This is a genomic window from Agromyces ramosus (assembly GCF_004216665.1).
GTDB lineage: Bacteria > Actinomycetota > Actinomycetes > Actinomycetales > Microbacteriaceae > Agromyces > Agromyces ramosus.
In genome coordinates this window covers 516,114-539,405 of record NZ_SGWY01000002.1, presented here as the reverse complement: position 1 = coordinate 539,405, position 23,292 = coordinate 516,114, and the positions used below count along the sequence as shown (strand labels likewise).

Genomic DNA, 23,292 nt, shown 5'->3' with positions numbered 1-23,292 from the left:
CCCGCGTCAGCGCTGCAGCCAGGTGAGCACGGCGAGCACGCGCCGGTGGTCGGTGCCCGAGTCCTCGAGTCCGAGCTTCTGGAAGATCGACGTCACGTTCTTCTCGACGGCACCGACGCCGATGAAGAGCTGCTTGGCGATGCCGGCGTTCGTGCGCCCCTCCGCCATGAGCGCCATGACCTCGCGCTCCCGCGGCGTGAGGGACTCGAGCGGGTCGCTGCGCCGGGAGAGCAGCTCGCGCACGACTTGGGGGTCGAGCACCGTGCCGCCCTCGCTCACGCGCTCCACCGCGTCCTCGAGCTCGTCGAGCGAGGCGACGCGGTCCTTCAGCAGGTAGCCCATGCCGCCCTCGCCCGACGAGAGGAGTTCGTGCGCGTAGGTGCCCTCGACGTACTGGCTGAGCAGCAGCACCCCGAGCTTCGGACGGCGTCGGCGCAGCTCGATCGCGGCCCGCACGCCCTCGTCGCGGAACGTGGGCGGCATCCGCACGTCGAGCACGGCGAGGTCGGGCGCGGTCTGCTCGATCTCGGCGAGGAGGCCCTCGGCGTCGCCGTAGGACCCGACGGTCTCGAACCCGGCCTCGTCGAACAGCCGGACGAGGCCCTCCCGCAGCAGCACGGAGTCCTCGGCGAGCACGATGCGCAGGGGGCGGCGGGCGGCATCCGTCATGACCTTCACCCTATCGGCGCCCGCCGCGCCGACGGCGCGCGCGAACGACGGCCCCGATGCCGGTGCGCATCGGGGCCGTCGTCGGTCGGGCGGGGCTCAGACCACGCCCGGCACCGTGCCGGCCGCGGTTCCGGATGCGCCGAGCGGCACGTACGGGACGTGCGCGCCGATCGTGGTCGGCCCGCCCGGGGGGCTGTCGATCACGAGCATCCCCCGAAGTCCCCGAACGCGCTCGTCGAGCCCGGCCAGCCCGTGCCCGGGCGTCGGCGCAGCGCCGCCGTGACCGTTGTCGGTGACCCACACGTCGACCCAGTGGCCGGCCGGGCCCTCGTCGCGCGTTCCGACGCGGAGCCGGATGGCGGTCGCCTCGGCGTGCTTCGCCGCGTTCGTGAGGAGCTCTGCGGCGATGAAGTACGCGTTGCGCTCGATCGGCGCGGGCAGCAGGCCGTCCGCGAGATCGACCTCGACGATCACCGGCACGGGACTGCGAGACGCGAGCGACTCGAGGCCGGCCGCGAGCCCGCGATCCTGCAGGATCGGCGGTGCGAATCCACGCGACAGCGCACGCAGCTCGTCGAGCGCCTCGCGGGCCTGCTCACGAGCCTCGCCGACGAGTGCCTTCGCCGAGCCGGGGTCCTGCTCCAGCCGGCGCTCGATCGTCGCGAGGTCCATCTGCAGGCGGACCAGGCGCTGCTGCGGGCCGTCGTGGATGTCGCGCTCGAGGCGCCGGAGCGAGGCGTCCTCCGCCTGTACGGCGGCACCGCGCGACGCGGCGAGCTGGGCGACCTCGACCTCGAGCGCCTCCGAGCGCCAGGCGCCGAGCACGCCCCGGGCGACCACGTCGTGCAGGAGGGTGAGCCCGCGGAACACGAACGGCAGGGTGGCGAGGAACACCAGCCCGAGGATGACCTCGAGGATCCGCTCGCCGACCACCGGGTCGTACGTGAGCTCGTTGCCGGGCAGGAAGCGGTCGACGAGCCATTCGTTCAGCCAGAACGTGCGGTCGCCGGTGGGGATGAACGGCTGCCAGATCCAGCCGGTCGTGCCGGCCAGCGCGACCGAGGTCCACGCGACGGTGATGCTCCACGTGACGATGCTGACGATGGGGTTGATGACGAGCGTGTGCAGCAGGTACAGCCAGTAGTGGCCGTCGATGAACGGCGCGAACGCCGACCGCCAGAAGCCCTGCTCGCGGCCGTCGCGGGCCCAGGCGGGTCGGCGGATCTCGGGGCGCCCGGCCCACCGCAGGCGGATGAGCTCGAGCGTGCCGAATCCGCGCGCGATGTAGAACGACGCGACCATGAGGAAGATGCCCACGAAGATCGTGACCAGGCCGAGGCCGGTGAAGAACACGGTCGAGAGCACGACCAGGCCGATGATGGCGATCGGCATGGTGAGGATGAGGAAGCCGAACTCGCGCGGGACCTTCGCCCAGAGGGCGCCGTACCCGCGGCGCAGCGGCGCGGCATCCGTCGTCGTGGTGGTCATGTTCGCGGAGCTCGCATTCCCTGGCAGCTCTGGCCGGAGGATCGCGGTGGCGTCATCCGGTCGATCGGTGGGCACGGTGTCAGTGCTCATGGTCGGTTCCTCCTGTCATCGTTGCAGACTGGCCCGGTTCGACGACGGCGAACTGGCCCATCATGCCCTGGTCCTCGTGCCACAGCAGGTGGCAGTGGTACATGTACGGGGTGTCGGGATCCGCGTAGTCCTCGAAGCGCATGAGGAGCTCGTACTCCCGCTGCGGTTCGGCGTGGATGGTGTCCTTCCAGCCCACGAGTTCGGGCGGCGGCGGGGCGCCGTCGATCGAGGCGACGCGGAACTGCACGTCGTGCACGTGGAAGCTGTGGGGCACCTCCGTGTCGTTCTCGACGAGCCAGCGTTCGAGCGTGTCGACCGTCACGGTCTCGTCGATGCGGCCCATGTCCATGGCCTCGCCGTTGATCTCGAAGCTGTCGTCGAGGCGGAACGTGCGGGTGGTCGCCACCTCGCCCGCGTCGTACGGCGTGATGGTCGCGAGCCGCTCCGGCACGGGCGCGGCGGCCTCGAGCTCGTCGGTGGCGCGCACCTCGAGCACGTCGAACGCGTCGGTGTTCCCGTTCATCGCCGCGACCGGGCCGACCATGCCCGCGGCCTCGGCGCTCATCTCCGATCGCAGCACGACCCGCTCGCCCGGCGTCAGGCGCACGAGCACCTCGGCTCGCTCGCCCGGCGACAGCACGACGCGATCCAGCTCGACGGATGCCTCGAGGAGGCCCCCGTCGGTCGCGATGAGCTCGATCGGGCGATCGTCCGACCACGTGAAGCCGTAGGTGCGCGCGGTCGACGCGTTCAGGAGTCGCAGCCGGAGCAGCTCGTCGTGCGCCTCGAGGTACGGTCCCCGGGTGCCGTTCACGAGGAGCTCGTCGCCGAGCCCGCCCGCATAGCCCCGCGCCGGCGCCTCGCGACGCCCATCGGCGGAGAAGCCCGTGTCCTGCACGATCACCGGCACGTCGTCGACGCCGTACTGCGACGGCAGGCCGAGGGCACGCTCCTCCGGGTCGTGCACAAGGAACATGCCCGCGAGGCCGCGGGTGACGTGCGCCTCGGTCTCGCCGTGCGGATGCGGGTGGTACCAGAGGGTGGCGGCCTGCTGGTCGATGTCCCACTCGGGCGACCACGTGGCATCCGGCTCCACCATCTGGTGGGGCCCGCCGTCCATCTCGGCCGGGAGGTGCATGCCGTGCCAGTGCACGGTCGTCGGCTCGTCGAGCGAGTTCGTGACGTCGACCCGCACGCGCTCGCCGCGATCGGCGACCAGCGTCGGGCCGAGGTACGAGCCGTTGAAGCCCCACGTGTCGCTGGTCACGCCCGGTGCGAACTCCGTGATGCCCGCCCGCGCGTCGAGCGCGAAGACCCGGGTGCCGGCGGCGTCGACGGTCGAGTCGGCGAGCGGTGGGATCGCCAGCGGCGTGTCGAAGTCGACCTCGCCGACCGTGGAGACGGGCGCCGGCCCGCCGAGGCCGCACCCGGCGAACGCGACGGCGACGAGGGCGCCGGCCGCCACCGCCGAGAGGGCGGTCTGCGCGGCGCGCGGGCGGCGGATCGGGGTGCGGAGCTGGCGTGTCGTTGGCATGGTTCCAGCCTCGCGAGCGGGATCCTCCCGCCCCAGCCGGCGTGCGCCCGGATCGGCGCGGGGGTTATCCCCCGACTCCCTCCCGCCCGACGGGGTGCCGCGGCAGTCGGGTCAACGGAGCGCGTCGTGCGTCATTCGTCCGGCGATGAGCGTGGCCGCCACGGGCATCGTGCGCAGCTCCTCGACGGATGCCGCGTACGGGTCGCGCTCGACGACGGCGAGGTCCGCTCGCCGTCCGACCCGGACCTCGGGACCGGCTCCGCCCGTCGAGGCGGCGAGCGCCGCGCGCACGTCGATCGCCTGCTCGGGATGCCAGGGCTCGCGTCCGTCGCGCGTCCGGCCGACGGCCGCGGCGATCGCCACCCACGGGTCGAGCGGGGCGACGGGCGCATCGGAGCCGAGCGCGAGCTCGACCCCGGCGGTGTGCAACTCCGCGAGCATGAAGGCACGGTCGGTGCGTCCGGCCCAGTAGCGATCCGCGATGTCGCGATCATCCATCGCGTGTTCGGGCTGCACGCTCGCCACGATGCCGAGACGGGCGAAGCGGGCCACGTCCTCGTGGCGCAGGAGCTGGGCGTGCTCGACGGAGCCGGAGCATCCGACCGCCTCGAACGCGTCGAGCACACTCGCGTTGGCGTGATCGCCGATGGCGTGCACCGCCGGTGCCAGACCGCCGGAGTGCGCGCGTTGCATGAGCGGCACGAGCTCCTCGTAGGTCACGGTGGCCAGCCCGTAGGGATGCTCGCCGCCCTCGAGGCCCGGGTAGGGGTCGAAGCACCACGCGGTGCGGGTGTTCAGCGACCCGTCGGTGATGACCTTGGCACCGCCGACCGTGACGAGGCCTCCGGTATCCGGCACGACGTCACCGGTGCGCAGCCCCTCTGCGATGGCGCGGTCGACGTGCTGCGGATAGACGCCGAACCCGACCCGCATCGGGAGGTCGCGGCCGGCCGCGCGGCGTGCCCAGTCGTCCCGGTTCCAGCGCATCTCGTAGTCGACCACGCCGACCATGCCCCGAGCGGCGGCACGGGACACGGCATCTGCGACCCACCCGTCGAGCACGTCGTCGGCGACCGCGTCGAGCTCGCGCAGGAGCCTGAAGCTCGCCTCCTCGCGGAGGACGCCGTCGTCGGGCACCGTCACGCCGTGCCGTCGGGCGGCGGCCGAATTGACCCAGCATGCGTGCAGGTCGGCGGCGACGAGCACCACCGGGATGTCACCCGACACCGCGTCGAGTTTCAGCCGGCTCGTTGCTTCCGGCCACAGCCCGTCGCGGTAGCCGAAGCCGACCACCTCGGACTCGCCGGCGTCGACGCCGCGTCGGACGAGCTCCGCGGCCTCTGCCGCGGATGCCGCGCCGGACAGGTCGAGCCGACGCGACACCATTGCCCATTGCGAGAGGTGCGCATGCCGGTCGTGCAGGCCCGGCACGATCCAGCGTCCGGCGAGCTCGATGCGATCGACGGCGGGGTCTGCCGCGGTCGTCGCGCCGTGAGGCACCACCTCCGCGACCACGCCGTCGGCGACGAGCACGTCGACGGCCTCGGGCGCGCCGGGCAGCCGTGCACCCTCGAGGAGCAGCCCGCTCATCCGCGGACCGCCCGCAGCGCCTCGTGGGTGCGGCGCATCTCCGCGGCGAGCGAGGCGCTCGCATAGGGACCGTCGCCCTCGAGCTCGGCGATGATGCGGTCGACGGTCTCGGCCGGGCGGTTCTGGCTCATCTTGTTCTTGGCGACGAACCGCGTGATCGGGATGCGCAGCCCCACGGTGCCCGACGCGATGCGGTCGGCGTACGCCGCGTCCTCGGGCGTGCCGCGCATACGCCGCGGCTCGGGCATGGCGCTCTCGAAGTGGTCGACGAGCGCCTCGAGCACGCGGAGGTTCTCGTCGGCGTCGAGCAGCTCGGGAGTGCCGTAGAGATGCGCGGTGACGAAGTTCCAGGTTGGCACGGCCGGATTCGCGTCGTACCAGCCGGGCGAGATGTAGCCGTGCGGACCCTGCACGATCACCATCAGCTCGTGGCGCCCGAGTTCGTGGACCACCTCGTCGGGCCGGCCGACATGCGTCAGCAGCACGATGCCGTCGGCGGTCTCGTCGAGCAGCACCGGGTAGTGCGAGGCGACGAGGCCCGCGGCATCCGTCATGCTCACGATCGTCATCCACGGGTGCTCCCGGATGAGGCGCTTCACGCCGTCCTCGCTCGCGAGGGTGAAGCTGGGGTTCTGTCGCATCGTCCTCCTCAGGCCTGGCAGTAGGGGCACCAGTAGAGCTTGCGGCCGCCGAGCTCCTCGAGTGCGATGTTCGTGCCGCAGACCCGGCACGGGAGTCCCTCGCGCTTGTACACCCAGTGGCGGTCGGCGCGATTGGCCATCGCCGCGCGATACGCCTCGGGGTCGAGGTCGTCCATCGTCATCATCTGCCCGGTCTCCACGCCGATGGCGAGCAGGTTCGACCAGTCGCGCCAGAGGTGACGCACGTGCGCCTCGGGCACCTGCCTGCCCGGGGTGTGCGGGTTCTGCCTGGCGCGGAAGAGCAGCTCGGCGCGGTACACGTTGCCGATGCCGGCGACCACGCCCTGGTCCATGAGCAGCAGGGCGATCGGCGTCGCCTTGCGGCGGACGGCGCTCGTGAACCGCTCCTCGGCCTCGGGGCCCCCGTCGATCAGCGGATCGGGACCGAGCCTGGACACGACGTCCTCGACCTGGGCGGGATCGAGCACCTCGCAGGCGGTGGGGCCGCGCAGGTCGGCGCAGATCGTGTCGGTGAGCAGGCGCACCCGCACCTGCCCGATCGGCTCGGGCGGGAAGGCCTCGAGGCCGTCGCCCTCCTTCTCGGACTCCGACATCCGCAGCCGGGTGCGCCGCGGAGCGCCGATCGAGGTGAGGGAGTTCTCGCCCGCGGCGTCGAAGACCACGGCGTCGGGGTTCGGCCCCTCGAGGAAGGTGCCACGCTGGTTGGTCTGGCCCATGCGCCCGTTCGCCGAGGCGATCGTCGCGTCCATCAGGATCTCGCCCGCGAAGTCCCATGCGCCGTACATGCCGAGGTGCACTCGCAGCCACACGTCACCCTCGAAGCCGAGGAACATCTGCTTGCCCACGGCGCGGGCATCGGTCATCCGTCGCCCGTCGAGCTCGGCGGCGCCCACCGCGAACCGTCCCTGCGGGCTCGACGCGTGCACGAGGTGCCCGACGAAGTTGCGCTCGAACTGGCGGGTGATGCGGTGGACGGAGTGTCCCTCGGGCACCGCGGGGCTCCTATGCCTCGCCGGGCGAACCGGCCGCCGCGTCGACGCCCTTGCCGGCGATGTCGCCCGTCGTCTCGTACTCCGCGAGCTGCGCGATGCGTCGCACGTGCCGCTCGTCGCCGGAGAACGGCTCGGCGAGGAACGCGTCGATGTAGCGGATCGCCTCCTCGACGGTGTGCTGGCGGGCGCCGATCGAGATCACGTTGGCGTCGTTGTGCTCACGGGCGAGGATCGCGGTGTCCATGCTCCACACGAGGGCGGCGCGGATGCCCTTCACCTTGTTCGCCGCGATCTGCTCGCCGTTGCCCGACCCGCCGAACACGACGCCGAGCGTGCGCACGCCGGCGGCCTGGTCGCGCGCGACCGCCAGGGCGGCGTTGATGCAGAACGCCGGGTAGTCGTCGAGGGGGTCGTATTCCGTCGGGCCGTGGTCGACGACCTCGTGACCGCCGTTGGTCAGGTGGTCGACGAGGGTGCGGCTGAACTCGAGGCCGGCGTGGTCGGTCGCGATGTGGATGCGCATGGGGCCAAGTCTAGGGATTCGGCACCCACCGGATGGCGCGTCCGTGCGGCTGCGCCCAGGCGAGCTGGACTCCGTCGAGCGCGAGTGCGAGGTCGGTCGAATCGTTGGGCACGTCCTCGCGCAACGCGATCCCGGGCGTGACCGAGCGCGCCTCGACCGAGAGCCAGTGCCCAGGGAGCCGTCGCACCTGCTCCGCGAAGCGCTCCCGGCCCCGCTCGTCGAGGTACATCAGCACGGCCGTGTGGAACACGACGAGGGTCGCACCATCGGGGGCCCGGGCGGCCACGTCGTGCAGTCGCGCGTTCAGGTCGCCGGCGACGATGTACGGCGGGTCGGCAGCGGCGACCGCGGCGGCGGCGCGCAGGCGCGCACGGCGATCCTCGTGCTCGGGCCAGATCAGCGCCTCGAGCCACGCGACGTCGTCGGGGCGACGCACGTCGAGCGGGTTGAGGTCGATGCCGCCACGCCACACGACCTCGGGCAGCCGCGCGGGCACCGGCACTCGGTCGTCGACCGTGCAGTCGAGCACCACCTCGCTCGGGCCGTCGGCAGGATCGAGCTGCGGGCGCCCCGTGTACCGGTAGCCGTACCGGTCGGGGTAGAGGCAGAGCCCCGCGGATGCCCCGACCTCGAGCAGCGCGATCGGCCCCTCGATCGCGCCGAGCACGGGCACGTGCAGGGCGCATCGCCCGGCCTCGTTCGTCTGGGTGGCATGGGTCAGGGCGGTGGCCCGCACCTCCAGCCAGTGTTGGTGGAGCCAGTCCCGGAAGAGGTGGTACGGGCCGATCGGCACCCCCTGGAACCGCGAGGCCGTGAACACGAGGTTCGGCTGCCGCTTCGGCGAGGGGAGCTCGTCGATGAGGGCGATCGTTTCGGGATCGTCTGCCACGCCGTGCGCCCACCCCTCGTAGCAGGCCGACATCCCACGGGCCTCCACGTCGGCGAAGGCGCGGTACCGCTCGGCGGTCGACGCCGTGGCATCCGTGCTGGTCGGCATAGGGCCACGGTATGGCGGAGACGGGTTGCGGTCAACGCGGCCCGGCACCGGCCGGAGCGACGGGCCCGCCGCGTTCTGGGGGCGGCGGGCGCGACACCCCGGCACTAGGCTCGGCGCGCCGGGCCGTCGGCGGAACGGAGGTCGGATGCTCCTCGTGATCGCGTGCGGCGCGCTGCTCGCCGTCGCCGTGGCCCTGTGCATCGTCTGGGGGCGCGAGCCGCTGGTCGAGCCCGAGATCGCCCGCTCGCCGGCCTCGGCAGCCGCACCCACGGCCTTTCGTCTCAGCCGCCACCTCGACGGACTCCGCCTCTACAGCTGGTGGGCCTCGATGCTGCTGGTCATCGGCACCGTCTCGGGTCTCCTCGTCACCGGGGCCGGCGGGCGACTCGCCATGCGACTGCTCGCCCTCACCTCGCCCGCCGCGACCGGCCGCCTCACGGAGGCCCAGGCCACGGTCGGGCGGATCACGTTCGAGGGCACGCTCGGCTACCTGGTGTTCGGCGCCCTGCCGTTCGCGTTCGCGTCGACGGCGCTGTACCTGCTCGCGGCACCGTGGCTTCCCCGTGGACGACTCGCGGGACCGACGTTCGGCCTCGCCGCGTTCGTCATGGTGGCACCGTTCATCGACCCCCTGCGAGCCGACAACATCGACTTCGACATCGTCGGCCCCGGGTGGCTCTCGGTGCTCGTGTTCGCGGCGCTGGCTGTGGTGCAGGGCGCGTTCCTCGCCGCGTTCGCCGGACGGTTGAGCCGGAGCCTCCCGCTCATGACGCGGGCGAACTGGCCCGACACCGCCCTGCCGCTCCTGTTGGCGGTCGTGCTGTTCCCGCTCGGAGCGATCCTCGCCGTCGGAGCCCTCGTCACGTTCGCCGTTCCGCGCCTCCTGCCGTGGTTCCTCGCCGTCCGCGCCTCGCGCGCCGGGGTGATCACCGGCCGCGTGCTCCTGGCGCTCGCCGTGATCGCGGCGCTGCCCGCGTTCACGGGCGCCGTTGTGTCGATCTGGGGACGCTGAGCCCGGCGCATCCGTCGCCCCACGACCTTCGTTCCCGGCTGCGGCACTCGGCGCGAGCGGGGCTAGGCTGGGACACGTTGCCTGCGGCCACGAGCCGCGTCGATGACTGCGAAGGAGCGCACGTGCCCGGAGAGAACCTCACCCGCATCGAAGCCGAGGAGCGCGCGGCGCTGGTCACGGTGCACGACTACGACGTCGTGCTCGACGTGACCACCGGCCCCGAGGTGTTCCGCAGCCAGACCACGGTCCGGTTCGCCGCGACCGAGGGCGCCTCGACGTTCATCGACGCGATCACCGCCGAGGTGCACTCCATCACCCTCAACGGCGTCGCGCTCGACCCGGCGGAGGTGAGCGACGGCGTCCGCATCGAGCTGTCCGGCCTGGCGGCCGAGAACGAGCTCGTCGTCGTCGCCGACGGCCGCTACATGCACACCGGCGAGGGCCTGCACCGCTTCGTCGACCCGGTCGACGACGAGGCGTACCTCTACACCCAGTTCGAGGTTCCCGACTCGCGTCGCATGTTCGCGGTGTTCGAGCAGCCCGACCTGAAGGCCGCGTTCCGCTTCACCGTGACGGCGCCGGCGCACTGGGAGGTCGTGTCCAACTCCCCCACGCCCGAACCGGTCGATGCGCACGAGGGCGCGAAGACGTGGGCGTTCGAGCCGACTCCGCGCATCTCGAGCTACATCACGGCGCTCATCGCCGGGCCCTATGCCGTCGTACGCGACGAGCTCACGTCGGCGGACGGCCGCGTCATCCCCCTGGGCGTCTTCAGCCGCAAGAGCCTCTCGCAGTTCCTCGACGCCGACTACATCTTCGAGAAGACCAAGCAGGGCTTCGAGTACTTCGAGGCGAAGTTCGGCGTGCCCTACCCGTTCGCGAAGTACGACCAGCTCTTCGTGCCCGAGTACAACGCCGGTGCCATGGAGAACGCGGGCGCGGTCACGTTCACCGAGTTCTACGTGTTCCGTTCGAAGGTGACGGATGCCGTGCGCGAGCGCCGCGTCGTCACGATCCTGCACGAGCTCGCCCACATGTGGTTCGGCGACCTCGTGACCATGAAGTGGTGGAACGACCTGTGGCTCAACGAGTCGTTCGCCGAGTGGGCGTCGACGATCGCCACCGCCGAGGCCACCGAGTGGACCGAGGCGTGGACGACGTTCAACTCGATGGAGAAGAGCTGGGCCTACCGCCAGGACCAGCTGCCCTCGACGCATCCGGTGGTCGCGACCATCAACGACCTCGAGGACGTGCAGGTCAATTTCGACGGCATCACCTACGCCAAGGGCGGATCCGTCCTGAAGCAGCTCGTCGCGTGGGTCGGCGTCGACGCGTTCTTCGAGGGCGTCTCGGCGTACTTCACGAAGCACGGCTGGGGCAACACGACGCTCGCCGACCTGCTCGCCGAGCTCGAGGCCTCGAGCGGACGCGACCTGTCCGACTGGTCGGGCCTGTGGCTCGAGACCGCGGGCGTGAACACCCTGCGCCCCGAGATCGAGACCGACGACGACGGCGTGATCACCTCGTTCGCCGTGCTGCAGTCGGCGACCGACGAGCACCCCACGATCCGCCCGCACCGCCTCGCGATCGGCTTCTACAACCTCACGGGCGGCAAGCTCGTGCGCGACCACCGCGTGGAGCTCGACGTCGACGGCGAGCGCACCGAGGTCGCCGAGCTCGTGGGCCTCACCCGCCCCGACCTCGTGCTCCTCAACGACGACGACCTCGCGTACGCGAAGATCCGGCTCGACGAGGCGTCGCATGGCGTCGCGCTCGCGAACCTGTCGGAGATCGAGGACCCGCTGGCCCGTGCCCTCGTGTGGAGCTCGGTGTGGGATGCCACGCGCGACGCCGAGACCCGCGCGAGCGACTACCTCGCCCTCGTGCTCGGCAACATCGCGAGCGAGACCGAGTCGACGACGCTGCGCATCGTGCTGGCCAACGCCGTGCTCGCGGCGAGCGCGTACACGGCACCCGAGCGACAGGCCGAGTCGCGTCGCGCCATCGCCGACGGCTTCTGGCGACTCGCCCAGGAGGCCGCACCGGGCAGCGACGCGCAGTTCCAGTTCGTGATGAACTTCGCCGCCATCGCCGAGGCCGGCTCGCACGTCGACGAGCTGGCCGACCTGTACGACGGCACGCTCGAACTCGAGGGCCTCGAGATCGACACCGACCTGGGCTGGGAGCTGCTCATCGCGCTCGTGGCCTCCGGCCGCGCGGGCGACACCGAGATCGACGAGCGACTCGCCGCCGACAACACCGCGACCGGCCAGCAGTCCGCCGCGCACGCCCGGGCCGCGATCCAGACGCTCGAGGGCAAGGAGCGCGCCTGGGCGTCGCTCATCGACGTCGACACGGCCACGAACACCGTGGTGCGCGAGACGGCCGAGGGTTTCCTGCGCGCGAGCGACCCGTCGTTGCTCGAGGCGTTCGTCGACCGCTACTTCGCGATGCTCGAGGACATCTGGGAGGAGCGCTCCTACGCGATCGCCGAGAAGCTGGTCGACGGCCTCTACCCGTCGCCGCTCGCGAATCGGGCCCTCGCCGACGCCAGCCGCGCGTGGCTCGACGCCCACCCCGACGTGCCGGCGCTTCGCCGGCTCGTGATCGAGCGACTCGCCGGCATCGACCGCGCGCTCGCCGCGCAGGCGCGCGACGCGCAGGACGGCTAGTCGCGACATCCGCTCGCCGTTCGACCGAATCGACCACGCACGACATCACGGAGGTACGGATGCCCCGGCCCGATCTCACCCGGAGCGAAGCCGAGGCCCGTGCCTCCGTCATCGCGACGCCCGCCTACGAGGTCGAGCTCGACCTCACCGGCGACGGCGACACGTTCCGCTCCACGACCCTGGTGCGCTTCCGGGCGACTCCCGGCGCGACGACCTTCATCGAATCGACGACGGTCGAGGTGCACGAACTCGTGCTCAACGGGCGCACGCTCGACGCCGACGAGGTCGGCGACGGCTGGCGCATCCGCCTCGACGGCCTCGAGGCGGAGAACGAACTGCGGGTCGTGTCGACGCGCGCGTACACCAACACCGGCGAGGGCCTGCACCGCTTCGTCGACCCGGTCGACGACAGCGTCTACCTGTACACGGAGTTCGCCGTCGCCGAGGCGAACCGGGTGTACGCCGTGTTCGACCAGCCCGACCTGAAGGCGTCGGTGCGGTTCACGATCACCGCGCCGGCGGACTGGCGGGTGCTGAGCAACGCGCCCACCCCCGAGGCGGAAGCCGCCGCGGTCGAGGGCACGGCGACGTGGGCCTTCGAGACCGGACCGGTGATCTCGAGCTACATCGTCGCGATCATCGCGGGCCCCTACGCGGCATGGCACGGCACGGCACGCAGCGTCGACGGCCGTGACGTGCCCCTCGGGCTGTTCACTCGGGCCTCGCTCGCGCAGTACGCCGAGCCCGAGGTGATGTTCGGCACGGTGCAGGCGGGACTGGCGTTCTACGAGCAGGCGTTCGGCGTGCCGTACCCGTACGGCAAGTACGACCAGGTCTTCGTGCCCGAGTACAACTGGGGCGCGATGGAGAACGTCGGCGCCGTCACGTTCAACGAGAGCTACCTCTTCCGCGCCCGCGTCTCCGACGCGCGGCGCGAGCAGCGCGCGATCGTGGTGCTGCACGAGCTCAGCCACATGTGGTTCGGCAACTCCGTGACCATGCAGTGGTGGAACGACCTGTGGCTGAACGAGTCGTTCGCGACCTGGGCCTCCACGCTCGCGACATCCGAGGTCACCGAGTTCACGGGCGTGTGGGCGACGTTCGCGAGCGACGAGAAGACGCATGCCGCCGAACAGGACCAGCTCCCCTCGACGCATCCGATCGTCGCCGAGATCCGCGACCTCGGCGACGTCGAGGTGAACTTCGACGCGATCACGTACGACAAGGGCGCCTCGGTGCTCAAGCAGCTCGTCGCCTGGGTCGGCCTCGAGGCCTTCCAGCGCGGGGTGGGCGCGTACCTCACCGCGCACTCCGGCGCGAACGCGACCCTGCGCGACCTGCTCGACGAGCTCGAGCGCGAGAGCGGACGCGAGCTCACCCGATGGTCGGAGCTGTGGCTCGAGACGGCCGGGGTGAACACCCTGCGGGCGGTCATCGAGACGGATGCCGCGGGCACGATCACCGTCGCCCGCGTCGAGCAGTCCGCGGCCGCCTCGCAGCCGACCCTGCGGCCCCACCGCGTCGCCATCGGCTGCTACTCGAGCGACGCCGACGGCGCCCTCGTGCGCACCCACCGCGTGGAGCTCGACGTCGACGGGGCATCGACCGACGTGCCCGAGCTGGTGGGCCTCCACCGCCCCGAACTGCTCCTCATCAACGACGACGACCTCACCTACGCCAAGGTGCGGCTCGATGCGCGGTCGTTCGACACCGCCGTCAGCCGGCTCGCCGAGCTCCACGATCCCGTGGCCCGCGCGGTCGTGCTCGGGTCGGCGTGGGACGCCGTGCGCGATGCCGAGCTGCCGGCGCGAGACTACGTGCGACTCGTGCTCGGCAGCGTCGGCCACGAGACCCAGTCCGCCGCACGCGGTCTCGCCCTCAGCCGGCTCGAGCTCGCCGTCGGCCGGTACCTCGCCGACGACCACCGCGAACGGCTGGCCGCCGAGACCGGCGACGCCGTCTGGGCGCTCGCCGAGCTCGCCGAGACGGGCTCCGACACGCAGTTGCAGTTCGTGAAGGCGTTCACGCGGCTGGCCGCGACGCAGGCGCACGCCGACGTGCTGAGCAGCCTCCTCGACGGGTCGATCAAGCTCCCTGGCCTCGACGTCGACCTCGACCTGCGCTGGGAGCTCGTCATCGCCCGCGCGGCGCTCGGCGCGGCATCCGATGGGGAGATCGACGGCGCGCTCGCGCTCGACGACACCGCCAAGGGACGCCAGCTCGCCGAGACGGCGCGCGCCGCACGCCCCGACCAGGCGGTGAAGGACGCCGCCTGGCGACGTGTGGCCACCGACACGACCCTGTCGAACGACCTCGCCCGCGCCATCGCCGAGGGATGGCGGCGCACGATCTCGCCCGAGCTGCTCGCACCCACCGTGACCGACTACTTCGCGCTGCTGCAGTCGACGTGGGCGGACCGGAGCTTCACGATGGCCTCGCTCGTGGTCTCGCGGCTCTTCCCCGCGCCGCTGGTCGATGAGGAGCTCGCCGCGATGGCCCGGGCCTGGCTCGAGGCGAATCCGACGCCCGCGCCGTTGCACCGGCTGGTCTCGGAGCAGCTCGACGAGCTGGAGCGCGCGCTGGCCGCTCGGGCGCTCGATGCCAGCGTGCTCTCGGGTGCGGCTCAGTAGACTTTCACACCATGTTCCGCGCTGAAGAACCCACCGTGCCGCCGCTCGAGGAGACGCCGCTCAGCGGGGACTTCTGGTCGGGCCTGGCGCAGTTCTGGGCGGACAACTGGGACGTCATCGTCGGCAAGCTCATCGCGATCGCCGTCATCCTCGCCATCGCGTTGCTCATCCGGTGGATCCTGCACTTCGTCATCGATCGCGTCGTCGATCGCATCGTGTCCGGCGTGAAGAAGAAGCAGGACGTCACCGACACGCAGGCCCTGCAGGCGTCGCCGCTCGCCGCCGTGCGCGTCGTACAGCGCACCCGCACGCTCGGCTCCGTGCTGCGCAACATCGTGAACGTGACGCTGTTCATCATCGTGACGCTCATGATCGTGAACGTCATCGACCAATCGATCCTCGGATCGTTCGCGCTGCTCGGCGCTGCGATCGGCGCCGGCCTCGGCTTCGGCGCCCAGAACATCGTGAAGGACGTGCTGAACGGCCTGTTCATGGTGGTCGAGGACCAGCTCGGCGTCGGCGACGTCGTCGATCTCGGCCCCGCCACCGGCATCGTCGAGGAGGTGCAGATCCGCGTCACCAAGGTGCGCGACGTGAACGGCACGCTCTGGTTCGTGCGCAACGGCGAGATCCTTCGCGTCGGCAACATGTCCCAGGGCTGGGCGCGGGTCATCCTCGACCTCGCGGTGCCGTACGACGCCGACGTCGACGCAGTCGAGGCCGAGATGCTCCGCACGGCCGTCGAGATGTCCCAGTCGGGCAAGTGGCGGTCGCGCGTCCTGGAGAAGCCCGAGATCTGGGGCCTCGAGTCGATCTCCGACGACGCGATGATCATCCGCATCGTCATGAAGGTGCGCACGTCGTCGAAGGACGACGTCGCCCGCGAGCTCCGCACACGACTCAAGCGATCGCTCGACGCGATCGGCGTGAAGCTGCCGGGCCTGTCGAGCGTCGTGCTCACCGGCTTCGACGGCGCGACCCGGGTCAAGGGTGCGAAGCCGCCGAAGACGGGGCCGAGCACGGTCGTGACGGATGCCGCCGGCACCTCCGCGACCAAGGTCAAGTCGATGCGTGCGCCCAAGTCCCCGACTACGCCGACCACGGGAGGCACCGAGTGAGCGACGAGACGTCCCCCGTGGCATCCGACCCCTCGGCGCTCGGCGCCGCCACGCCCGCGCCGCGAGCGCCCGGCACGTCCGGACCGGTGCAGTCGGCGGGCGTGCCCCTGCGCGGCAGCGAGCACGGCGCCGCACTCGGCCCGTCGTTCTACGAGACGGTCGGCGGACGCGAGACCTTCGAGCGACTGGTCGCGGAATTCTACCGCGGGGTGGCCGACGACCCCGTGCTGCGCCCGATGTACCCGGAGGAGGACCTCGGACCGGCTGCCGAGCGGCTCACGATGTTCCTCGAGCAGTACTGGGGCGGGCCCGGAACCTACAGCGAGCAGCGCGGCCACCCGCGCCTGCGCATGCGGCACCTGCCCTTCAAGGTGAACCCCGAGGCGCGCGACCGCTGGCTCGCGCACATGCGCGCCGCGGTCGATACGCTCGACCTGCCGCCGCTCGCCGAGGAGACGCTCTGGGACTACCTGCAGCGCGCCGCCTTCGCGATGGTGAACACCTTCGAGGACTGACGCGGCACCCGCAGCACCCTGCTCTCCCGCACGACGACCCCCGCACCACCACACCCCGCACCGCCACCCGCACCACCACCCTCAACACCACACGACGAAGGAGTCCACGTGGCCGCCTCCCCCGCATCCCGTCCCGAGCCCGACGCGATCATCGTCGGCGCGGGACTGTCCGGCCTCGTGGCCGCCGCCGAGCTGGTCGACGCCGGCAAGCATGTCGTCATCGTCGAGCAGGAGCCCGAGGCGAGCCTCGGCGGCCAGGCGCACTGGTCGTTCGGCGGCCTCTTCCTCATCGACTCGCCCGAGCAACGACGCATGGGCGTCAAGGACTCGCTCGAGCTCGCCAGGCAGGACTGGGACGGAACCGCCGGGTTCGACCGCGACGAGGACGAGTGGGGGCGCCGCTGGGCCGACGCCTACCTCGAGTTCGCCGCAGGCGAGAAGCGCCGGTGGCTGCACGAGAAGGGCGTGCGATTCTTCCCCATCGTCGGCTGGGCGGAGCGCGGCGGCTACAACGCCATCGGTCACGGCAACTCGGTGCCCAGATTCCACATCACCTGGGGCACCGGTCCGGGAGTGCTCGCCCCGTTCATCGCCCGGGTGCAGGCCGGCGCCGCCGCCGGCCTGGTCGAGATCCGCCACCGCCACCGCGTCGACGAGCTGGTGGTCGAGTCGGGCGCCGTGGTGGGCGTGCGCGGTGCGGTGCTCGAAGCGGATGCCGCGGGGCGGGGCGAGCCGAGCAACCGCGACGTCGTCGGCGACTTCGAGCTGCGCGCGCCCGCCGTGGTCGTGGCCTCCGGCGGCATCGGCGGCAACCACGACCTCGTGCGGGAGTTCTGGCCCGAGCGCATGGGCGTCGCGCCCGAGGAGCTGCTCTCGGGCGTGCCCGCGCACGTCGACGGCCGCATGCTGCCGATCGCCGAGCGCGCCGGTGCCCGCCTCGTCAACGGCGACCGGATGTGGCACTACACCGAGGGCATCACGAACTGGGACCCCGTGTGGCCGATGCACGGCATCCGGATCCTGCCCGGCCCGTCGTCGCTGTGGTTCGACGCCGAGGGGCGTCGCCTCCCCGTGCCGCTCTTCCCCGGCTTCGACACGCTCGGAACGCTCGAGCACATCGTCGCCACCGGGCACGCGCACTCCTGGTTCGTGCTCACGCAGAAGATCATCGAGAAGGAGTTCGCGCTGTCGGGCAGTGAGCAGAATCCCGATCTCACCGGCAAGGACCTGAAGCTGCTCGCCGACCGGCTCGGCTCGGGTGCGCCCGGCCCGGTCGAGGCGTTCAAGCAGCACGGCGTCGACTTCGTCGTGGCCGACACCCTGCCCGAGCTGTTCGAGGGCATGCGAGCCCTCTCCCCCGACGTTCCGATCGACACCGAGAACATCGAGCGCGAGATCGTGGCCCGCGATCGCGAGCTCGACAACGAGTTCTCCAAGGACCTGCAGCTCACCGCAGTGCGCGGCGCCCGCAAGTACCGGGGCGACAAGCTGATCCGGGTGGCGACCCCGCACCGCATCCTGGACCCGAAGGCGGGCCCGCTCATCGCCGTGAAGCTGCACGTCCTCACGCGCAAGAGCCTCGGCGGCATCCAGACCGACCTCGAGTCGCGCGCCCTCGCCGGCGACGGCTCGGTGGTCCCCGGCCTGTACGCCGTCGGCGAGGCGGCCGGGTTCGGCGGCGGTGGGGTGCACGGCTACCGCGCGCTCGAGGGAACCTTCCTCGGCGGATGCCTCTTCACCGGTCGTGCGGCAGGGCGGTCGATCGCCCGCGGCTGACGATCGCTCCTATGCCTTGAGCGTCCACGACCTGCGGCGCACGAGCACGTGGCCGCGGCGCGTCGAGAGGCGCGTCCACGGACCCGTCTCGAAGAGGCGCACCGGATCGTCGCCGAGGAAGCCGAGGCTGTAGACCGCGAACGCCGCTCCCGTCGGCACGTACTCGAGCTCGGGGACCCCACGCCCCCACACCTCGGAACGCACGCGCTGCACGAGCTGCTCCCCCGTGCCCGCGGGGATCGCCTCGGCGACCTCGGCGATGCCGGCGCGAGCGGCGGACTCGAGCGACGCGGCATCCGTCTCGCCCAGCGGTCGCCAGCCGCCACGCGGCGGGGAGATGCCCGCCCAGGTGACCGTGTTGACCTCGGGCGGTCGCGACATGCTGACGGGCCGGGACTCGTCGTCGTCGCCGAACTCGGCCCGGGCGCGCACGATGCGCTCGACGAGCGAGCGCATGGGCACGACCGCGTCGAAGTCCTCGGTGTCGAGCAGTTCGAAGGTCCGCAGGCCGAGCACGGTGGGGCTCTCGTCGAGGATGCCGCGGGGATAGAGGATCGCCGTGTAGACCGCCAGGATGCCGGAGCCCGCGATGAGCCGCACCGAACCGTCTTCGACGCGCCCGGCGCGCTGGAGGTAGGTGTGCAGGTCGCCGAGCGAAAGGCTGTCGGCCAGCGTGAGTCGTTGAACCATCTCCTGTCTAAACTACCAAGGGAGCGCCGCCGCACCGGCGGGCCGCTGCCGCCGACATCCAGCGGCGGGGCCCACCGACACGGAGGAACGATGAACGGTCCCATCGACGGCCTGCTGAGCACCCTGCACCTCACCGACACCGGCGCTCGCACCACGGAGGACATCTTCACGGGGCCGTCGCAATGGATGCCGCTCGGCCGCGTCTTCGGCGGGCAGGTGCTCGCACAGTCGATCGTCGCCGCCATGCACACCGTGCCGGCCGACCGCACCATCCACTCGATGCACGGGTACTTCCTCCGGCCCGGCGACGTGCAGCACCCGATCACGTTCTCCGTCGACCGCATCCACGACGGGCGGTCGTTCTCGACCCGGCGCACGCAGGCGTACCAGCACGGCGAGCCGATCCTGTCGCTCATCGCCTCGTTCCAGACGCACGACGAGGGAATCGAGCACCAGGTCGACATGCCGACCGACCTGCCCGACCCCGAGTCGCTCCCGTCGACGGCCGACGTGCTCGGCCACATCGAGCACGACGTGGCGCGCTACTGGTCGAGTGAGCGCGCGTTCGACGTGCGGCACATCCCCTCGCCCGTGTACCTCAGCGTCGAGGGCGAACGCGTGCCGCGCCAGGCCGTCTGGATGAAGGCGTTCGGCCGGCTGCCCGACGACCCGAAGCAGCACCGTGCCGCGCTCGCCTACGCGAGCGACTACTCGATCCTCGAACCGGTGCTGCGCGCCCACGGCATCGCGTGGGCGACGCCCGGCCTCAAGGTGGCGAGCCTCGACCACGCCATGTGGTGGCACCGCGATGCGCGGGTCGACGAGTGGCTGCTCTACGTGCAGGAGTCGCCGTCCGCGAGCGGCGGCCGCGGGCTCTCCCTCGGACGCATCTACACCCGCGAGGGCGTGCTCGTGGCGAGCGTGGCACAGGAGGGGATGGTCCGCGTCCCCCACGACGAGGCATCCGACTGAACCGAACGCGTCCGGATCTCGTGTTCTCCAGTACCGGCGATCCTCGGCAGGTCCATTCGACCGGATGAACCTGTGGGATGCCGCATCCACGCGCCCGATGCATCCAGAATGGGGAAACTGGCGCACACGGCGCGAGCGACGAACGAAGGAGCTCAGCGATGACGGACCCGACAGACCTCACCCGACGCACCGTCCTGACGCTCGGCTCGGCGGGCGCCGTGGGCAGCGCGCTCGCACTCGCCGGATGCGCCGCGGATGCGCCGACCGGATCGGCCTCCCCGACGACGACGCCCTCGCCGACCGTCAGCGACGAGCCGACGACCGGGCAGCTGACCGCGGCCCCCGACGCGCCGCCCGTCGGCGAGGACATCGCCGCGCTCGCGGACGTGCCCGTCGGCGGCAGCATCGACGCCACGATCAACGGTGCCCCCGCGCTCGTCGCGCAGCCGACGGCTGGTCAGGTCGTCGCGTTCAGCGCGATCTGCACCCACCAGCAGTGCGTCGTCGTCGCCGCGGGAAACGAGTTCGACTGCCCGTGCCACGGTTCGAGGTACGACGCGGCGACGGGCGACGTGCTGAACGGCCCTGCGCTCGAGCCCCTGTCGGCCATTTCGGTCGCCGTGTCCGGCGACCGCATCGTCGCGACGTCCTGAGCCATGGGCTACTCGTTCAGTGGGCTGCCACTGCACGTGCTGCTCGTGCACGCGGTGATCGTGCTGACACCCCTCGTCGGCCTCGCGCTGATCGCCGTCGCGGCGTGGCCCGCAGCCCGACGCGTGCTCTGGGTGCCCGTGCTCATCGCCGCGGCCGTGCTGCTGCCGCTCGGCCTGATCACGATCGAGGCCGGCAAGTGGCTGGAGATGCGGGTGCCGCCGGCACCGCTCATCCAGGAGCACACGGCCAAGGGCGAGGACATCATCCCGTGGCTGATCGCGCTGCTCGTGGTCGCCGTACTCGTGTCCGCATGGGCGGTGCTCGAACTCGTCGCGCGGCGACGCACCGGGGAGGGCGCCGAGCCGCGTCGCCCCGCCCGTGGGCTCCGGATAGCCGTCGGCATCGTGCTCACCCTCGCTGCGGTCGCCGTGACCGCCGGTGCGACCTGGACGATCGTGCAGATCGGCGAGTCCGGAAGCCGCGCCGTGTGGGAGGGGTCGTTCAGCGACGAACCGCTCGAGCCCTGAGGCCTCCCGGCCGCACCGCGCTCAGCGGCGACGGAAGGTGAGCGACTCGCCGAGGTACGGCTCCCACGCAGCCCGTTCCCGCTCGTCGATGCGGCGCGGCCGCTCGGTTGCGGTGTCGGCGAGCACGATCGTGGTGACCGCACGCGTGTAGAGGGCGCGCGGCTCCACGCCGACCGGCGAGTACACCTCGTAGCAGACGTCGAGGCTCGCGCCGCCCATGTAGCCGATCCAGAGCTCGATGTCGAGCGGCTGGCGCTGGTACGGGATCGGGGCGAGGTACTCGACCTCCTGCCGTGCGATGAGCGTGATCGTGCTGGCGCCCGGCGTCGCGTCGATGACCGCGGTGGACGCGCCGACGGCGTGCTCGGACGTGTCGGTGCTGACCCAGAACGCCTGGATGCGAGCCTCCTCGAGGAGGCTCAGCATCCTGGCGTTGTTCACGTGACCGTAGGCGTCGAGGTCGGACCACCGCAGCGGCGTGGGCACGTGCAGGCGCATCAGTGCCTCGTGAGCTTGCGGTAGGCGGAGCGATGCGGCTTCGCGGCCTCGGGACCGAGCCGTTCGATCTTGTTCGCCTCGTACGCCTCGAAGTTGCCCTCGAACCAGTGCCAGTACGACGGATTGTCGTCGGTGCCTTCGTAGGCGAGGATGTGGGTCGCGATGCGGTCGAGGAACCACCGGTCGTGGGTGATGACCACCGCACAGCCGGGGAACTCGAGGAGCGCGTTCTCGAGGCTGGAGAGCGTCTCGACATCGAGGTCGTTGGTGGGCTCGTCGAGGAGGAGGAGGTTGCCGCCCTGCTTGAGCGTGAGCGCGAGGTTCAGGCGGTTGCGCTCACCGCCGGACAGGATGCCCGCCCGCTTCTGCTGATCGGGACCCTTGAAGCCGAACGTCGAGACGTACGCGCGGCTGGGCACCTCGGTCTTGCCGACCTGGATGTAGTCGAGCCCGTCGGACACGACCTCCCAGAGGGTCTTGTTCGGGTCGATGCCGCCACGCGACTGGTCGACGTACGAGATCTTGACGGTCTCGCCGACCTTCAGCTCGCCGTCGTCGAGCGGCTCGAGGCCGACGATCGTCTTGAACAGCGTGGTCTTGCCGACGCCGTTGGGACCGATGATGCCGACGATGCCGTTCCGGGGAAGCGTGAAGCTGAGGCCCTCGATGAGCACCCGGTCGCCGAAGCCCTTCTTGAGCTTCTTCGCCTCGAGCACGATGTCGCCGAGGCGCGGGCCCGGCGGGATCTGGATCTCCTCGAAGTCGAGCTTGCGCGTGCGATCGGCCTCGGCCGCCATCTCCTCGTAGCGCGCAAGGCGCGCCTTCGACTTCGCCTGGCGGCCCTTGGCGTTGGAGCGCACCCAGTCGAGTTCGTCGGCGAGACGCTTGGCGAGCTTCGCGTCCTTCTTGCCCTGGACGGTGAGCCGCTCCTGCTTCTTCTCGAGGTAGGTGGAGTAGTTGCCCTCGTACGGGTAGAGGCGACCGCGGTCGACCTCGCAGATCCACTCGGCCACGTGGTCGAGGAAGTACCGGTCGTGGGTCACGGCGAGCACGGCGCCGGGGTACTTCGCGAGATGCTGCTCGAGCCAGAGCACGCTCTCGGCGTCGAGGTGGTTGGTCGGCTCGTCGAGCAGGAGCAGGTCGGGCTTCTGCAGCAGGAGCTTGCAGAGCGCGACGCGGCGCTTCTCACCGCCCGACAGCACCGACACCTGCTCGTCGCCCGGAGGGCAGCGCAGCGCGTCCATCGCCTGGTCGAGCTGCGAGTCGAGGTCCCACGCGTCGGCCGTGTCGATGGCCTCCTGCAGGGTGCCCATCTCGGCGAGCAGCGCGTCGAAGTCGGCGTCGGGCTCGGCCATCGCGAGTGAGATCTCGTTGAACCGGTCGAGCTTCGCCTTGATCGGACCGACGCCCTCCTGCACGTTCTCGAGCACGGTCTTCGTCTCGTCGAGCACCGGCTCCTGCATCAGGATGCCGACCGAGTAACCGGGAGTGAGCCGCGCCTCGCCGTTGGAGGGCTGATCCAGGCCGGCCATGATCTTGAGGATCGTGGACTTGCCCGCACCGTTGGGTCCGACGACGCCGATCTTCGCTCCGGGGAGGAACGCCATCGTCACGTCATCGAGGATGACCTTGTCGCCGACCGCCTTGCGGGCGCGCACCATCGAGTAAATGTAATCCGCCATG

General features: G+C 71.3%; 20 protein-coding genes. 9 read left to right on the top strand and 11 right to left on the bottom strand.

All coding sequences use genetic code 11. From position 1 onward, the window contains the following. Nucleotides 1–6: 6 nt before the first annotated feature. From EV187_RS09090 to EV187_RS09055, 8 genes are all read right to left on the bottom strand, one after another. Complete coding sequence (locus EV187_RS09090; protein ID WP_130352733.1) at nucleotides 7–669, bottom strand: response regulator; 663 nt, start codon at nucleotides 667–669, stop codon at nucleotides 7–9. A 96-nt stretch (nucleotides 670–765) separates the two neighbouring features. Next, nucleotides 766–2,247 carry a sensor histidine kinase gene (locus tag EV187_RS09085; RefSeq protein ID WP_242609515.1) on the bottom strand — a complete coding sequence of 494 codons (1,482 nt, stop codon included), beginning with the start codon at nucleotides 2,245–2,247 and terminating at the stop codon, nucleotides 766–768. Then, nucleotides 2,237–3,781, bottom strand: coding sequence for a multicopper oxidase family protein (locus EV187_RS09080; RefSeq protein WP_130352732.1), 1,545 nt, complete (start codon nucleotides 3,779–3,781; stop codon nucleotides 2,237–2,239). Before EV187_RS09080 ends, EV187_RS09085 begins: the two co-directional genes overlap by 11 nt. A 111-nt stretch (nucleotides 3,782–3,892) precedes the next feature. Then, nucleotides 3,893–5,371, bottom strand: coding sequence for an amidohydrolase (locus EV187_RS09075; RefSeq protein WP_130352731.1), 1,479 nt, complete (start codon nucleotides 5,369–5,371; stop codon nucleotides 3,893–3,895). After that, entirely contained in the window at nucleotides 5,368–6,012 is a 645-nt protein-coding gene (locus tag EV187_RS09070) for an FMN-binding negative transcriptional regulator (RefSeq protein WP_130352730.1), read from the bottom strand. Before EV187_RS09070 ends, EV187_RS09075 begins: the two co-directional genes overlap by 4 nt. A gap of 8 nt (nucleotides 6,013–6,020) precedes the next feature. Continuing rightward, complete coding sequence (locus EV187_RS09065) at nucleotides 6,021–7,025, bottom strand: Fpg/Nei family DNA glycosylase (RefSeq protein WP_130352729.1); 1,005 nt, start codon at nucleotides 7,023–7,025, stop codon at nucleotides 6,021–6,023. Between the two features lie 10 nt (nucleotides 7,026–7,035). Then, the gene (locus EV187_RS09060; protein WP_130352728.1) at nucleotides 7,036–7,548 is read right to left on the bottom strand and encodes a ribose-5-phosphate isomerase; all 513 of its coding nucleotides are present in this window, start codon (nucleotides 7,546–7,548) and stop codon (nucleotides 7,036–7,038) included. A 10-nt stretch (nucleotides 7,549–7,558) separates the two neighbouring features. Beyond that, nucleotides 7,559–8,545, bottom strand: a complete 987-nt coding sequence (locus tag EV187_RS09055; protein WP_130352727.1) for a DUF2332 domain-containing protein — start codon at nucleotides 8,543–8,545, stop codon at nucleotides 7,559–7,561. A 145-nt stretch (nucleotides 8,546–8,690) separates the two neighbouring features. Between EV187_RS09055 and EV187_RS09050 the strand changes: the two genes are divergently transcribed. From EV187_RS09050 to EV187_RS09025, 6 genes are all read left to right on the top strand, one after another. Continuing rightward, complete coding sequence (locus tag EV187_RS09050) at nucleotides 8,691–9,557, top strand: hypothetical protein (protein WP_130352726.1); 867 nt, start codon at nucleotides 8,691–8,693, stop codon at nucleotides 9,555–9,557. A gap of 122 nt (nucleotides 9,558–9,679) precedes the next feature. Beyond that, a complete protein-coding gene (gene pepN / locus EV187_RS09045; RefSeq protein WP_130352725.1) occupies nucleotides 9,680–12,229 on the top strand; it encodes an aminopeptidase N in 2,550 nt (849 codons plus the stop codon). Nucleotides 12,230–12,288: 59 nt separating this feature from the next. Beyond that, the gene (pepN, locus tag EV187_RS09040; protein WP_130352724.1) at nucleotides 12,289–14,859 is read left to right on the top strand and encodes an aminopeptidase N; all 2,571 of its coding nucleotides are present in this window, start codon (nucleotides 12,289–12,291) and stop codon (nucleotides 14,857–14,859) included. A gap of 11 nt (nucleotides 14,860–14,870) precedes the next feature. Then, entirely contained in the window at nucleotides 14,871–15,977 is a 1,107-nt protein-coding gene (locus tag EV187_RS09035; RefSeq protein WP_130352723.1) for a mechanosensitive ion channel family protein, read from the top strand. Nucleotides 15,978–16,084: 107 nt separating this feature from the next. Then, a complete protein-coding gene (locus tag EV187_RS09030) occupies nucleotides 16,085–16,492 on the top strand; it encodes a globin (RefSeq protein ID WP_130353261.1) in 408 nt (135 codons plus the stop codon). A 108-nt stretch (nucleotides 16,493–16,600) separates the two neighbouring features. Next, a complete protein-coding gene (locus EV187_RS09025) occupies nucleotides 16,601–18,268 on the top strand; it encodes an FAD-binding dehydrogenase (protein WP_130352722.1) in 1,668 nt (555 codons plus the stop codon). A gap of 9 nt (nucleotides 18,269–18,277) precedes the next feature. On the opposite strand, the gene EV187_RS09020 is transcribed toward EV187_RS09025, so the two are convergent. After that, nucleotides 18,278–18,958 (bottom strand): DUF8185 domain-containing protein, encoded by a 681-nt coding sequence (locus EV187_RS09020; RefSeq protein WP_130352721.1) that lies wholly within the window; start codon nucleotides 18,956–18,958, stop codon nucleotides 18,278–18,280. 90 nt (nucleotides 18,959–19,048) lie between these two features. On the opposite strand from EV187_RS09020, the gene EV187_RS09015 reads away from it, so the two are divergent. The 3 genes from EV187_RS09015 (at nucleotide 19,049) to EV187_RS09005 (ending at nucleotide 21,111) form a co-directional block, all read left to right on the top strand. Further along, entirely contained in the window at nucleotides 19,049–19,930 is an 882-nt protein-coding gene (locus EV187_RS09015; protein ID WP_130352720.1) for an acyl-CoA thioesterase, read from the top strand. 158 nt (nucleotides 19,931–20,088) lie between these two features. After that, complete coding sequence (locus tag EV187_RS09010) at nucleotides 20,089–20,583, top strand: QcrA and Rieske domain-containing protein (RefSeq protein WP_130352719.1); 495 nt, start codon at nucleotides 20,089–20,091, stop codon at nucleotides 20,581–20,583. Nucleotides 20,584–20,586: 3 nt separating this feature from the next. Then, complete coding sequence (locus EV187_RS09005; protein ID WP_130352718.1) at nucleotides 20,587–21,111, top strand: hypothetical protein; 525 nt, start codon at nucleotides 20,587–20,589, stop codon at nucleotides 21,109–21,111. Nucleotides 21,112–21,132: 21 nt separating this feature from the next. Here the strand turns inward: EV187_RS09005 and EV187_RS09000 are convergent, their stop codons facing one another. Together EV187_RS09000 and ettA are read right to left on the bottom strand one after the other, a co-directional pair. After that, entirely contained in the window at nucleotides 21,133–21,609 is a 477-nt protein-coding gene (locus tag EV187_RS09000; protein ID WP_130352717.1) for an acyl-CoA thioesterase, read from the bottom strand. Then, on the bottom strand, nucleotides 21,609–23,291 hold the full coding sequence (ettA, locus tag EV187_RS08995) for an energy-dependent translational throttle protein EttA (protein WP_130352716.1): 1,683 nt from the start codon (nucleotides 23,289–23,291) through the stop codon (nucleotides 21,609–21,611). The genes EV187_RS09000 and ettA overlap by 1 nt, the downstream gene beginning before the upstream one ends. Nucleotide 23,292: the final 1 nt, after the last annotated feature.

Excerpts from the sequence above, each read along its gene's own strand:
- EV187_RS09090 (WP_130352733.1), bottom strand. The coding sequence starts at position 669 with ATGACGGATGCCGCCCGCCGCCCCCTGCGCATCGTGCTCGCCGAGGAC.
- EV187_RS09085 (WP_242609515.1), bottom strand. The coding sequence starts at position 2,247 with ATGAGCACTGACACCGTGCCCACCGATCGACCGGATGACGCCACCGCG.
- EV187_RS09080 (WP_130352732.1), bottom strand. The coding sequence starts at position 3,781 with ATGCCAACGACACGCCAGCTCCGCACCCCGATCCGCCGCCCGCGCGCC.
- EV187_RS09075 (WP_130352731.1), bottom strand. The coding sequence starts at position 5,371 with ATGAGCGGGCTGCTCCTCGAGGGTGCACGGCTGCCCGGCGCGCCCGAG.
- EV187_RS09070 (WP_130352730.1), bottom strand. The coding sequence starts at position 6,012 with ATGCGACAGAACCCCAGCTTCACCCTCGCGAGCGAGGACGGCGTGAAG.
- EV187_RS09060 (WP_130352728.1), bottom strand. The coding sequence starts at position 7,548 with ATGCGCATCCACATCGCGACCGACCACGCCGGCCTCGAGTTCAGCCGC.
- EV187_RS09055 (WP_130352727.1), bottom strand. The coding sequence starts at position 8,545 with ATGCCGACCAGCACGGATGCCACGGCGTCGACCGCCGAGCGGTACCGC.
- EV187_RS09050 (WP_130352726.1), top strand. The coding sequence starts at position 8,691 with ATGCTCCTCGTGATCGCGTGCGGCGCGCTGCTCGCCGTCGCCGTGGCC.
- pepN (WP_130352724.1), top strand. The coding sequence starts at position 12,289 with ATGCCCCGGCCCGATCTCACCCGGAGCGAAGCCGAGGCCCGTGCCTCC.
- EV187_RS09035 (WP_130352723.1), top strand. The coding sequence starts at position 14,871 with ATGTTCCGCGCTGAAGAACCCACCGTGCCGCCGCTCGAGGAGACGCCG.
- EV187_RS09020 (WP_130352721.1), bottom strand. The coding sequence starts at position 18,958 with ATGGTTCAACGACTCACGCTGGCCGACAGCCTTTCGCTCGGCGACCTG.
- EV187_RS09015 (WP_130352720.1), top strand. The coding sequence starts at position 19,049 with ATGAACGGTCCCATCGACGGCCTGCTGAGCACCCTGCACCTCACCGAC.
- EV187_RS09010 (WP_130352719.1), top strand. The coding sequence starts at position 20,089 with ATGACGGACCCGACAGACCTCACCCGACGCACCGTCCTGACGCTCGGC.
- EV187_RS09005 (WP_130352718.1), top strand. The coding sequence starts at position 20,587 with ATGGGCTACTCGTTCAGTGGGCTGCCACTGCACGTGCTGCTCGTGCAC.
- EV187_RS09000 (WP_130352717.1), bottom strand. The coding sequence starts at position 21,609 with ATGCGCCTGCACGTGCCCACGCCGCTGCGGTGGTCCGACCTCGACGCC.
- ettA (WP_130352716.1), bottom strand. The coding sequence starts at position 23,291 with ATGGCGGATTACATTTACTCGATGGTGCGCGCCCGCAAGGCGGTCGGC.